Below are 13,335 nucleotides of genomic sequence, written 5' to 3'. Positions count from 1 at the left end.
AGATATATCATATGGGGAAATCACTTTATATTGCTGAGAAACCCAGTGTGGCACAGGAATTTGCCAAAGCACTGAAGCTAACAACGAAAAGAAGAGACGGTTATCTGGAGTCGGATGATTCTATCGTGACCTGGTGCGTCGGGCATCTGGTGACCATGAGCTATCCGGAGAGCTATGATGAGAAGTATAGGAGGTGGAGCCTCCAGACTCTGCCTTTTATACCGGAGCAATTCAAGTATGAAGTCATACCGTCGGTGGAAAAGCAGTACAAGATCGTGGCGGGGCTGCTGAACCGGGAAGATGTGGATACGATCTACGTATGTACCGACTCGGGACGGGAAGGGGAATATATCTACCGTCTTGTGGAGCAGCAGGCCGATGTCCATGGAAAAGAACGCCGCAGAGTATGGATCGATTCCCAGACCGAAGAAGAGATTCTAAGAGGGATCCGTGAAGCCAGAGACCTGAAAGAGTACGATAATCTCTCTGCCTCCGCATATCTGCGGGCAAAAGAGGATTATCTGATGGGAATCAACTTTTCCAGGCTTCTCACGTTAAAGTATGGAAACAGCATATCCAATTATCTTCACACGAAGTATTCGGTGATTTCTGTAGGGCGTGTCATGACGTGCGTGCTCGGTATGGTCGTACGGCGGGAACGGGAAATCCGGGAATTTGTGGAGACGCCGTTTTACCGTGTCATCAGTACCATCGGAGACTCTGGACAGTCATTTGAAGGAGAGTGGCGTGCGGTCAAAGGTTCAGCATGGTTTGAATCGCCGAAGCTGTACAAGGAAAACGGCTTTTTGAACGAGGAAGATGCCAGGGCCCTCATCGAAGACTTGAGGGAACCGGCTCCTGTTATATGCAGTATTGAATCTATAGAAAAGAAAAAAGAGAAAAAGAACCCGCCGCTGCTGTTCAATCTGGCAGAGCTTCAAAATGAATGCTCCAAGCGTTTTAAGATCAGTCCGGACGAGACGCTGCGGATTGTGCAGGAGATGTATGAGAAGAAGCTGGTCACTTATCCCCGTACAGATGCACGTGTATTGTCCACCGCAGTGGCAAAGGAAATACATAAGAACCTGAACGGGCTGATGAAGTATGAGCCGGCGGTTGCCTATCTCGGGGAAATCGTCTCCTACGGAAGCCATAAGGGGCTCGCCAAGACGAGATACGTGAACGACAAGCAGATTACGGACCACTATGCTGTCATACCGACAGGGCAGGGACTGGGGGCGCTGAATGGCCTCAGTGCCGTGTCGAAGAAGGTGTATGATGTCATCGTGAAGCGGTTCCTGAGCATTTTTTATCCGCCTGCGGTCTATCAGAAAGTGTCTATCGTTACAAAGATTAAGGAAGAACGCTTTTTCTCCAGCTTTAAAGTGCTGGCTGAGGAGGGGTACCTGAAAGTGGCGGGGATTCCGGGACAGAATAAGAGCAGCAAGGAGACGGAGGAAGGGACCGACAAAGAAAGCGGACAGGAGACGGACAACCGCTTCTTCGAGAAGATAAAGGGGCTGAAAAAGGGGATGGTGCTCCCGGTACGATCACTGGATATCAAGGAAGGCAAGACATCGCCGCCCAAACGTTATAATTCTGGTTCCCTCATCCTGGCGATGGAAAATGCCGGGCAGCTCATTGAAGATGAAGAACTGCGCGCCCAGATAAAAGGCAGCGGTATCGGGACAAGTGCAACGAGGGGAGAGATATTGAAGAAGCTCATAGGCAACAAATACCTTGCCCTGAACAAGAAGACCCAGATCGTGACGCCGACCCTGCAGGGAGAGATGATATATGATGTGGTAGACCAGTCGATCAGATCTCTTCTGAACCCGGAGCTCACCGCAAGCTGGGAAAAGGGGCTTACATATGTGGCGGACGGGGAGATTACGCCAGATGAATATATGACGAAGCTGGACCACTTCATCGTAAGCCGCACGAACGGGGTAAAGGGATTGAACAATCAGTACCAGCTGCGCACGTTCTATGAGAAAGCATCCCGCTTTTACAAGAAGGAAAAGGGAAAAGAGAAGGCAGACACAAAATAAACTATAAATCATCAAGGCCGGCACCAGACCGGCGGAAAAGGAGAATCATTATGAAGGAATTGACAGTAAAAGAAATGTACACGCTTGAAGAGACGATAGCAAAGGATATATTTAACGGAATTACCTATCCGTGGGAAGTTCTTCCGAAGATAGGCGAATTTATCGTGAAGCTTGGAGAGACGCTGCCGGCAGACGAGTATGACAAGGCCGGGGACAATATATGGATTGCAAAGTCTGCGAAAGTATTTGCGTCTGCCTATATCAACGGTCCGGCAATTATCGGAAAGAACGCGGAGGTGAGGCATTGTGCGTTTATCCGTGGGAATGCCATAGTCGGAGAAGGCGCGGTCGTGGGTAATTCTACGGAGCTGAAGAACGTGATACTGTTTAACAAAGTGCAGGTGCCCCATTATAATTATGTCGGGGATTCTGTGCTTGGTTACAAATCCCATATGGGAGCAGGTTCTATCACGTCCAATGTCAAGTCTGACAAGAAGCTTGTCGTTATCAAGACGCCTGAGGGAAATATTGAGACCGGGCTTAAGAAATTCGGCGCGATGCTTGGGGATGAAGTCGAGGTCGGCTGTGGAACAGTCCTGAATCCGGGTAGCGTGGTAGGAAGCCATACAAATATCTATCCACTGTCATCCGTAAGGGGATATGTGCCGGGTGGAAGCATCTACAAATGCCAGGGCGAAGTGGTAGAAAAAGTGGAAGATTAAGAGCGAGAACTAAGAATACCCACAGGGGGATATGCGAAAGGAGGCAGGAACGATGAATAAGATAGGATTTATCGGTGTTGGAATCATGGGGAAATCTATGGTGCGCAATTTGATGAAAGCGGGGTTTGAACTGCATATCTATGCGCGCGCGAAGGCGAAAGTGGAGGATGTTATCGAAGAGGGCGCCGTTTTCCATGAATCTATCGGGGATTGTGTAAAAGGCTGTGACGCGGTGATTACGATTGTCGGCTATCCAGCGGATGTGGAAGAGGTGTATTTTGAAGAAGGAAATATACTTGACAGCGCAGATGAAGGTACGTATCTCATCGACATGACGACGACGAGCCCGATGCTTGCTGAAAAGATATATGAAAAGGGTACCAATAGAGGCTTCCATGTGCTGGACGCACCGGTCACCGGCGGGGACACAGGCGCCCGGGAAGGTACATTGTCCATTCTCGTAGGCGGAAGACAGGAAGATTATGAAGCTTGTATGCCCCTCTTTGAAGCGACGGGCACCAATATCAATTTCCAGGGAGGGCCGGGAAGCGGACAGCACTGTAAGATGGCCAACCAGATCATGATAGCCGGAACGCTGTCAGGGGTGTGTGAGGCGCTGACCTATGCAAAGGCAAAGGGACTTGATCTGTCCACGGTGTTGCAGTCTGTCTCTACCGGAGCCGCGGGAAGCAGGCAGCTGGATATATTCGGGCCGAAGATTCTGGAAGGTGACTATGCTCCGGGCTTTTTCATGAAGCATTTTATCAAGGACATGAAGCTTGCACTGACTGAGGCAAATTTAAGCGGGCTCAGCCTGGAAGTGCTCAGCCAGGCACTGGCCAATTATGAGGAACTGGAAAGCGTAGGCTATGGCGATCTCGGAACGCAGGCGCTGATCAAGCATTATGAAGAGAGCTGCGGGGAGGAATAGATGGAGCTTACGATACTGGGTACAGGCAATGCCGCGGTTACGGAGTGCTATAATACGTGCTTCGCGCTGTCTGACGGGAGCCGGCATTTCCTTGTGGATGCAGGCGGTGGGAACCAGATTCTGAAGCGATTGAAGGAGGTGGATATCGAGCTTGCGGATATCCATGATATCTTTCTCACCCATGAGCACATCGATCATCTCCTCGGCCTCATCTGGCTGATACGGATGATAGGACAGAAGATGAACCAGGGCGCATATGAGGGCGAACTGAGGATCTACTGCCACGACGGACTTGCCGGAACGATTCGGACGATCGCAGGCCTGACGATACAACAGAAAGTGACGAAGCATATAGGCGGACGTATCCGCATTATTACAGTAGGAGACGGAGAGAGCCGGAAGATAACCGGACAGGATGTGACATTTTTTGACATCGGTTCCACGAAAGCGAGGCAGTTCGGGTTCTCCATGGTGACGCGTGAAGGACATAAGATAACGTGCTGCGGGGATGAACCGTACAATCCATGCGAAGAGTGCTATGTAAAAGGCAGCGACTGGCTGATGCACGAGGCATTCTGCCTTTACCGGGAGGCTGACATCTTCCATCCGTACGAAAAGCATCACAGTACGGTAAAGGAGGCATGTGAGCTGGCTGAGAGGCTTGGCATTCCCAACCTCATTTTATATCACACGGAAGAGACACATCTGCCGTATAGAAAAAAATTGTACACAGAGGAAGGGAAGCAGTATTATCGCGGAAATCTCTTTGTTCCTGACGATAAAGAAATATTTACAGTGTAGGATTCATTTTGCCCGGTTTTCATTTATAGCGATAGTTTGTCTTGACAAGGCGTGCCTATTAACGTATTATTGTATTAAATCAATAGTACAAAAGGTCGGGGCAAAGAGCTTATCAGGAGGGAAAAGTTATGTTGGCAATACAGAATCTCAGCAAATCATACAGCAAGGTCCTTGCAGTGGACCAGGTGAGCTTTTTCGTGCCGGACGGCCGGGTAGGGATCCTGCTTGGGCCGAACGGGGCGGGGAAGTCTACCATCATCAAGAGTATAGCGGGACTGCTGCGTTATAATGGAGAGATACAGATACAGGGGATCCCCGCAAAGTCGATGGACGCGAAGAAGTGTTTTGCCTATGTGCCCGAGATACCGAACATGTTTGAGGCGCTCACGGTCAGGGAGCATATTGAATATATCCGCCATGCATACGACAGTGGGATTACGGACGACGAGATAGAGGAGATACTGTGCCGTTTTGAGATGGAAGACAAGCAGGATAAGCTGGGCAACGAACTGTCTAAGGGGATGATGCAGAAGGTGAGCATCTGCTGCGCGCTTGCCATCAGGCCGAAAGTCATACTGCTGGATGAACCGATGGTCGGACTGGATCCAAAAGCGATAAAGGAGCTGAAAGAGACGGTGCTGGAGCTCAAGGAAGAGGGAGTGACCGTGCTGATCAGCACCCACATGCTTGAGATGGTGGAAGACTTGTGGGATATCATGTTCGTGATGGAGAAGAGCCGTATCATCGGCTCCTATACGAAGGAAGAAGTGGGCGGAAAAGATCTGGATGACCTGTTCTTTGAGCTGACGGGAGGTAACCGGTGATGGATGCTTTACTCTATCTGACGAAGCGTACGTTTTCCAACCGGCTGAAGAAAGCGCTTAAGAAGCCGGTCACATATATCTACATCGTGCTTGGCGGCGCCTATTTGGTACTGCTGCTGGCCGGCTGGGGGATTCTGGCAAGAAACGGAGGAATCGATTCTGTAAAATGGCTGGTCTATATCCTTACGGTATGGGTTTACCTGGCAATCTGCTCCAACTTCATCTTATATGCCAAGCTGAAGGGAGTCATCTTCAAGCCGAGCCATCAACATTTCATTTTTCCGGCTCCTATCAGTCCCAAGAAGATTCTTCTATATGGCGCGGTGAAGAATTTTGTGATTAACCTTATCATGGATGTGGTGATTGCGCTGGCAGGTATCACGATCTTCCATCTGTCTGTCGGGAAAGCGGCATTATTGTTTTTTGTCTTGTTTGTCTGTGAGACCGTGCTTGAAGCGAGTCTTATCGTTTTCTTATATGCGAAAGAGAAGCGTTTTGAGCCGCTGGTAAAGATCATCTGCAAGAGCATATACGTCCTTATCGGTGCCATTGCGGTCATTATTGTACTCTTTATCAAGAAGAACGGGTTTTCAGCAGCCGCGGCTGAGGATATCTTCAATCTCCCGGCGCTGCAGCTCGTACCGGTAGCAGGATGGTGTGTAGCCGCGGTGAGACTTATAGTAATCGGACCTGCAACTGTGAATATCATCGGAGCAGCCTTGTTTTTCCTGAGCTGTGCGGGGATGCTTTCTGTTGCGCTCAGGATGAAGTGCAGCGGCGCTTATTATGAGGACGCGGCTAAGTTCGCGGATGATTATGCGGAGATGAAGAGCCGCAGTAAAAAAGGAGAGGTCGTCCTCTCGATTGGCAAGAAGAAAAAGTTCAAGAAGGCCGGAATGCACTATCACGGCACCGGGGCAAAGGCTATATTTTACAGGCAGCTGCTGGAATATAAGAAAGAAAAGTATTTTATATTCGGAGCGATGACTCTGTACAGCATCATAGGGGCTGGCACCTGCGTCTTTGTGATAGATACGCCGGAGCATATCCCGCCGGGGCTGTCCCTGCTTGGCGTGATGGCGTACCTGATTTTCCTCACGACCGGTTATCTGGGCAAATGGAACAAGGAGCTTGCCAATCCATATATTTTCCTCATACCTGACAAACCGATGCGCAAGCTCTGGTACGCCACTGTGATGGAGCATATAAAGTCTCTGGTGGACGGAATCGTGCTGGCAGTGCCTGTTGGAATTGCATGGGGGATACCGGCATACCAGATAGTGATGTGTATCCTGATCTATTGTGTGCTCCAGGCCAACCGCCTCTATATCAAGATACTCGGGGAGAGCATACTCGGCAGTACGCTTGGCAATACAGGAAAAAGTATCTTTGCGATGGCTGTCCAGGGAGGTATATTAGGAGTAGGCATCGGCCTGGCGGCACTGATGGGATTTCTCATTAATTTTAACTTTGTCTTTCCTATTATCCTGATATATAGTATGATAGTTACAGTCCTTATTGCACTGCTTACGGTCGGAAGGTTTGAGACGATGGAGCAGTGGGACTAGTCGAAACAGACAGGAGGGAGAATATATGTTAGAGGAAAGCTACGTAACATTTGAGATTGGTAAAGCGAAGCATATAGCATTGGTCGCACATGACGGAAAAAAGAAAGAACTGGTGGACTGGTGCGATAAGAATAAAGATGTACTTAAGAGCCATTTCCTGTGCGGTACAGGGACGACGGCCAGATTGATATCAGAGCGCACAGGGCTTCCCGTGAAGGGGTATAACAGCGGCCCGCTCGGAGGCGATCAGCAGATAGGTGCCAAGATTGTAGAAGGGCAGATCGATTTTATGATATTCTTATGGGATCCGCTGGAAGCACAGCCTCATGATCCGGATGTCAAAGCGCTGCTGCGTATTGCGGTAGTGTACGACATACCGATAGCAAACAACCTGGCGACCGCAGACTTCATGCTGAACTCAAAATATATGACGGAGGTGTACAGCCGGAAAGTTGAGAATTTCAATAAGACGATACAAGACAGAGTAGAAAAGATGAAGTAGAAATACTTCATCTTTTTTTTGGAAACTCAATAGGGGACAGGTTAAAATGAATTGGGGACGGGGTTTTTCTAGAAAAACCCCGTCCCCAATTCATTTTAACCTGTCCCCTATTGACAAAGGCGGGGGGATATGATATTCTACACAGGACTTAAATGATTTAATGCTTTAAAGCGTAACGGGTTAAAGCGAAAGAGATGACTAAATGAGAGAAGAGGAGAACATTATGGGTATCAAGTTGACGCTGCTTATTGTATTTTTTGCGGTTATGGTGGCTGTAGGGCTTTATTCTAGAAAGCATGCGACAAGTGTAGATGGGTTTGTATTAGGAGGGCGTTCGGTGGGGCCTTGGCTCACGGCCTTTGCTTATGGTACTTCATATTTTTCCGCTGTTGTGTTTGTGGGCTATGCGGGGCAGTTTGGCTGGAAATATGGCCTGTCTTCTACGTGGATCGGTATCGGCAATGCGCTGATAGGCAGCCTGCTCGCCTGGGTCGTGCTCGGGCGTCGTACGAAGGTCATGAGCCAGCGTCTGAAGTCTAAGACGATGCCGGATTTCTTCGGTGAAAGGTATAGCAGCAAAGCGCTCAAGATAGCGGCGTCCGCGATTGTATTCATCTTCCTCGTCCCATATACGGCTTCGATATATAACGGCTTGTCCCGGCTGTTTGGAATGGCGTTTAATATTCCATATACATATTGTGTCATAGCCATGGCTGTATTCACCGGTATCTACGTCATACTTGGCGGATATATGGCGACAGCGATTAATGACTTTATCCAGGGCATCATCATGCTGATTGGCATCGTGGCAGTCATTGCGGCAGTCCTGAGCGGCCAGGGAGGGTTCATGGAGGCGATACGCGAGATGGCGGAGATTCCGAGTGATGTGCCTGTTACATTGGGGCAGCCAGGTGCATTTACATCTTTTTTTGGGCCGGATCCGTTAAATCTTCTCGGGGTTGTGATATTGACATCGCTTGGCACATGGGGGCTTCCGCAGATGATTGGAAAGTTCTACGCGATCAAGGACGAGAAAGCCATCAATACTGGAACCGTCATATCGACCTTATTTGCCTGCGTAGTTGCAGGAGGAAGCTATTTCCTCGGAGGATTCGGGAGGCTGTTCGATGGGAGCGCTATATACGATGAGGCTGGAAATGTGGTATTTGACAGTATCGTTCCCCACATGCTTTCAACCTTGCCGGACATTCTCATAGGCGTAGTTGTGGTGCTCGTGCTGTCTGCATCTATGTCGACGCTGGCATCGCTTGTGCTCACATCAAGTTCTACGTTGACGCTGGACTTCCTGAAGGACAATGTCATGAAGAATATGAGCGAAAAGAAGCAAGTAAGGACGATGCAGGTTCTCATCGTATTCTTTATAGCTATCTCTGTTGTGATTGCGCTTGACCCGCCGACCTTTATCGCGCAGCTTATGGGAATCTCATGGGGCGCGCTGGCAGGAGCATTCCTGGCGCCGTTCCTGTATGGCCTATATTGGAGAGGTGTAACGAAAGCGGCCGTATGGGCGAGCTTTGCTGCGGGAGTAGGTATCACGGTATCCAACATGTTCCTGCACTATATCGCATCCCCAATCAATGCAGGGGCCGTAGCCATGGTCGCAGGTCTTGTAGTAGTGCCGGTAGTCAGCATATTGACACCTAAGCTTAAGGAGGAGCATGTCGACGATATCTTTACCTGCTATGAAGAGAAAGTCACGATTACCAAGAAGCGTTCGCTCGAAGCAAACTAGATAAAATGTGAAAAAAGTGTGAACTGGGACGTGATCAAATGCAATTTTCTTACGTCCCCAATTAACACATATATTAATATTAATCAAGGAAAGTGATTATATTTGTCACTTTCCTTTTTTGTATGCATATGTTAGGATATAGAAGTATAAAAAAGAACAATAAAGTTGATTTATATTTATCTGATAAGTATGATGTATTGAATGATATTTCAGATAATTATCAATGTATAGAACAAGTAGAAGGAGAGTGTGTAATGAAGAATTTTGAGAAGTATGAAAGACAGTATTTTATGCCGCCGGAGGTTACATATGACTGGGTGAAGAAGGAATATGTCGACCATCCTCCTATCTGGTGCAGCGTAGATCTGAGAGATGGAAACCAGGCGCTTATCGAGCCTATGAGCCTTGAGGAAAAGCTGGAATTCTTCCAGCTGCTGGTAGATATAGGCTTCAAAGAGATAGAAGTAGGATTTCCTGCCGCTTCGGAGACGGAATATCAGTTTATGCGGACATTGATTGAGAAAGACATGATTCCGGAAGATGTGACCGTACAGGTACTGACCCAGGCGAGAGAACACATTATCAAAAAGACATTTGAGGCGGTAAAAGGTGCACCACATGCGGTGATACATCTGTATAACTCCACATCTGTAGCCCAGAGAGAGCAGGTATTCAAGAAAACAAAAGAACAGATCATGAAGATTGCGGTTGACGGGGCTAAGCTATTGAAAGAACTTGCCGATGAGACAGAGGGTAACTTTACCTTTCAGTACAGCCCGGAGAGCTTTCCAGGGACGGAAGTGGATTATGCAGTCGATGTGTGCAATGCTGTCTTAGACGTGTGGAAGCCGTCTGCGGAGAATAAAGCGATCATCAATATCCCAACCACGGTAGAGAATGCGATGCCGCATGTATTTGCCTGCCAATTGGAATACGTGCATAAGCATCTGAACTATTGGGATAATGTAATCCTGTGCCTCCATCCCCACAATGACCGGGGCAGCGGAGTGGCGACTGCCGAGATGGGAATGCTGGCCGGGGCCGACAGGATAGAAGGGACGCTGTTCGGCAACGGAGAACGTACCGGGAACGTGGATATCATTACTCTGGCTATGAACATGTATTCCCACGGCGTAGATCCTGGACTGGATTTTTCTAATATGGGAGAAATACGTGAGAAATACGAACAGCTTACGAGAATGCACGTGTATGAGAGACAGCCCTATGCAGGCGATCTGGTATTTACTGCATTTTCCGGATCTCATCAGGATGCAATCGCGAAAGGAATGTCATGGAAAGATGACGGAAAGAGCGGCAAATGGACCGTACCGTATCTTCCGATTGATCCGCAGGATGTTGGAAGAAGGTATGATTCAGATGTCATCAGGATCAACAGCCAGTCTGGAAAAGGCGGCGTAAACTATATATTGAAGCAGAGCTACGGTATCAACCTCCCGGAGAAGATGAGAGAGGAGGTCGGTTATCTTGTAAAAGATGTCTCCGACAAAGCGCACAAAGAGCTGACGCCGGACTGGGTATACCAGATATTCTCCGACAACTATGTGAATACGAAGCCAGTGTTCCATATAGACGAGTGCCACTTTAAACAGGTAGACGGAATCACGGCAGAGACGACAATCAACCATGGCGGCGAGGCCCATGTGATTACAGCGATGGGAAATGGACGTCTGGATGCGGTGAGCAATGCAATCAAACAGTATTTTAACATCAGCTACGAACTCACTTTCTACGAGGAGCATTCTCTTACGAAAGGGTCATCCTCCAAGGCTGTGGCATATGTAGGCATTATCTGCAACGGAAAGGTCCTGTGGGGCGTAGGCATCGACGCGGATATCATCAGTGCGTCTATAGAAGCGCTGACGGTAGCTGTCAACAAGATAGAGGCCATAGGAAGTTCTGACACGTGCAAAGACGCCAGGATGATAGAAATATTGAACTATATCCAGGCAAATTATATTGACATAACACTGGATGACTTATCAGAGAAGTTCTTTCTGTCAAAACCATATCTCTCCAAATACATCAAAGAGAAGTCGGGGATGACATTCGGAGATCTGGTAAAGAAAATTCGGATGAAGAAAGCAAGGGCGCTGCTGAAAAGCAGCAATATGACGGTGGAAAACATAGCACTCTCCGTAGGATACCAGAACGTAGAGCACTTCAACAGGCTTTTTAAAAAAGCATATAATATGACACCAATGCAGTTCAGGAATCAGAAGTAAATGGGGGTTTAGTGAAACAGACCGCGGACAGGGAGCCGGGTGGCATCTGCTCCGATGCGTCCGAGGCTTCGACTAGTCCACGGCCTCCTAACTTTGCGGCAGAGTCGCTGATAGCAGCTCCTCTCCCACAAACCAAGGATTCCGGGACGGATTCTCCGCCTCTTCCGCTTACACCTGCGCATCTCCCACCCGGCTCCCCGCCCGCTATCTACTTCACTTAACAAGGGCGAGTGCGGCTGTGTGGCGTTACTGCAAGAAGAGCCGGAACCAGGCAGGGGATGTCATCTCATAAACATCCCCGTACCTGATTCCGGCTTTTCTTATATTAGGATTTCTTTTCGTCAAAGGGCTTTCGCTTGCTAAGCCCTATATCACTATGCTGACATAGTCAAAGACCTGCCGTCAGCCGACAGCGCCACACAGCCGCCTTCGCCCGTGCCAGTAAAGTAGATAGCCGATGGGGAGGTAGGGGACAGATGCGAAGGTGTAAGCGGAAGGGACGTAAGAATCCTCACCAGATTCCTTGGCTTGTGGGACGAGAGCCGCTATCGGCGAACATCCCACAAGCTTAGAAATCTGTGTGATAGTCGCAGTTCCCGGACGCATCGAAGCATCTGTCCCCTACCTCCCCATCGGCGTCTAGTTTACTAAACTCCCATTACATGAACATATTGCCTGTTCCTACATATCGTATTCCGTTTTCGAATACTTTCCTGCCGCCGAGCGTGACGAGCTTTACGTCGTTCAGACATGTGATGTCCTTGCTCAAGTCGCCGCCTACGACGAGGAGATCCGCGTCCAGCCCCTCTTTTACAAGACCGCGTTCGTCCTCCACGCCAAGTACCTTGGCGGGATTGGAAGTCGCTGTCTGAATCGCCTGTACCGGAGTGATTCCGTATTCCACCATATACTGCAGCTCACGGGGAAGCGGCAGAAGAGGGGATTGGTACATGACCATATCTGTTCCTGCGATGACGGTTATTCCTGTGTCATAGAACTCTTTGAAATGCTCTTTATAGGCTCTGTATGCCGGTTCAAAATACTGGTAATCTTTCATCTCTTTCTGCATAACCGGATCATTGACCGGAGCACCTGCATTCTTTTCCAAGTTCTCCTTGCAGATATCGTAAAGGAGCGTGTAAGCCATGATTGTCGGCGTCCACGCGATGCCCTTCTCCGCCATCTGCTTTGCGTGGTCGAGCGTCATGAACGTGGCATGCTCGATCGTATCGAAACCTGCGTCAATGCACATCTGTATGCCTGGGTTCGTCCCCGCATGGACGCCGCATTTGATACCACGTCTGTGGCATTCATCTACCGCGGCGTCCAATTCCTCCTGGGTATATTCAGGGATATGAGAACGGTGGGTAGTCAGTATCTTTACCCATTCGGCGCCGTCACGGACCTGCCTGCGGATTTCTCTGCGGACTTCCCACGGCCCGTCAACCTGTGCGACTTCTTCCCATCCGTGTCCTCCGGACATGCACATGCCTGTATCCGTATGGGTTATATGAGGGATGGTTACAAACCCTTTCTCGGCCGCCAGCTTCAGGTTCTTGCATACTCCGTGGGCAGAAGACATATCGCGGACGGAAGTGATTCCACGCTCGAAAGCAGACTGCGCATGCTGCAGCGCATAGAGCATCACGAGCTGAGGTCCATAATTGAAGCTGTCCGGCTGAGAATACCAGTAAGCAAGGTGGACATGCATATCAAACAGGCCGGGAAGGAGAGTGGCATCTCCGTAATCCTTATATTCTTCCTCCGGGAAATCTTTCCTAAGCGTTTCCTTAGCCCCGATTCTTTTAATCTTTCCGTCAGCCCCGGTAAGAACTGCTTTGTTTTCAAGGACAGACCTGCCATCGCCTGTCATCAGATATCTTGCTGCAATAATCATCGTCAAAACCTCCTTATAATAGAACTGGCATTGGCTCAAAGTG

The 13,335-nt window shown here is 49.0% G+C and carries 12 protein-coding genes; 10 read left to right on the top strand and 2 right to left on the bottom strand.

Going from position 1 to position 13,335, the window contains the following annotated elements:
* Window positions 1-11: 11 nt before the first annotated feature.
* The 10 genes from E1963_RS06560 (at window position 12) to E1963_RS19425 (ending at window position 11,616) form a co-directional block, all read left to right on the top strand.
* Window positions 12-2,051, top strand: a complete 2,040-nt coding sequence (locus tag E1963_RS06560; RefSeq protein WP_132276455.1) for a DNA topoisomerase — start codon at window positions 12-14, stop codon at window positions 2,049-2,051.
* A gap of 50 nt (window positions 2,052-2,101) precedes the next feature.
* Window positions 2,102-2,773: an LbetaH domain-containing protein gene (locus E1963_RS06555; protein WP_132276453.1), complete on the top strand. Its 672-nt coding sequence runs from the start codon at window positions 2,102-2,104 to the stop codon at window positions 2,771-2,773.
* 52 nt (window positions 2,774-2,825) lie between these two features.
* Window positions 2,826-3,704: an NAD(P)-dependent oxidoreductase gene (locus tag E1963_RS06550; RefSeq protein ID WP_132276451.1), complete on the top strand. Its 879-nt coding sequence runs from the start codon at window positions 2,826-2,828 to the stop codon at window positions 3,702-3,704.
* The gene (locus tag E1963_RS06545) at window positions 3,705-4,505 is read left to right on the top strand and encodes an MBL fold metallo-hydrolase (protein ID WP_132276449.1); all 801 of its coding nucleotides are present in this window, start codon (window positions 3,705-3,707) and stop codon (window positions 4,503-4,505) included.
* 128 nt (window positions 4,506-4,633) lie between these two features.
* Window positions 4,634-5,329, top strand: coding sequence for an ABC transporter ATP-binding protein (locus tag E1963_RS06540; protein WP_132276447.1), 696 nt, complete (start codon window positions 4,634-4,636; stop codon window positions 5,327-5,329).
* Window positions 5,329-6,897 (top strand): putative ABC exporter domain-containing protein, encoded by a 1,569-nt coding sequence (locus E1963_RS06535; RefSeq protein WP_132276663.1) that lies wholly within the window; start codon window positions 5,329-5,331, stop codon window positions 6,895-6,897. Before E1963_RS06540 ends, E1963_RS06535 begins: the two co-directional genes overlap by 1 nt.
* Window positions 6,898-6,922: 25 nt before the next feature.
* Window positions 6,923-7,399: a methylglyoxal synthase gene (locus E1963_RS06530; RefSeq protein ID WP_066576577.1), complete on the top strand. Its 477-nt coding sequence runs from the start codon at window positions 6,923-6,925 to the stop codon at window positions 7,397-7,399.
* A 223-nt stretch (window positions 7,400-7,622) separates the two neighbouring features.
* Window positions 7,623-9,152 carry a sodium:solute symporter family transporter gene (locus tag E1963_RS06525; RefSeq protein WP_132276445.1) on the top strand — a complete coding sequence of 510 codons (1,530 nt, stop codon included), beginning with the start codon at window positions 7,623-7,625 and terminating at the stop codon, window positions 9,150-9,152.
* A gap of 254 nt (window positions 9,153-9,406) precedes the next feature.
* Window positions 9,407-11,395 (top strand): 2-isopropylmalate synthase, encoded by a 1,989-nt coding sequence (locus tag E1963_RS06520; protein ID WP_132276443.1) that lies wholly within the window; start codon window positions 9,407-9,409, stop codon window positions 11,393-11,395.
* An 11-nt stretch (window positions 11,396-11,406) separates the two neighbouring features.
* Window positions 11,407-11,616, top strand: a complete 210-nt coding sequence (locus E1963_RS19425) for a hypothetical protein (RefSeq protein WP_145964167.1) — start codon at window positions 11,407-11,409, stop codon at window positions 11,614-11,616.
* A 181-nt stretch (window positions 11,617-11,797) separates the two neighbouring features.
* Here E1963_RS19425 and E1963_RS06515 read toward each other — a convergent pair whose 3' ends face one another.
* Window positions 11,798-12,001, bottom strand: coding sequence for a hypothetical protein (locus tag E1963_RS06515; protein ID WP_132276441.1), 204 nt, complete (start codon window positions 11,999-12,001; stop codon window positions 11,798-11,800).
* Between the two features lie 52 nt (window positions 12,002-12,053).
* Complete coding sequence (locus E1963_RS06510; protein ID WP_132276439.1) at window positions 12,054-13,292, bottom strand: metal-dependent hydrolase family protein; 1,239 nt, start codon at window positions 13,290-13,292, stop codon at window positions 12,054-12,056.
* Between the last annotated feature and the right edge of the window lie 43 nt (window positions 13,293-13,335).

Origin of the sequence: Extibacter muris, from assembly GCF_004345005.1 — a bacterium.
GTDB classification, from domain to species: Bacteria; Bacillota; Clostridia; order Lachnospirales; family Lachnospiraceae; genus Extibacter; species Extibacter muris.
The sequence above is the reverse complement of the archived record's forward strand: the minus strand, read 5'-3'. Positions and strand labels throughout refer to the sequence as shown.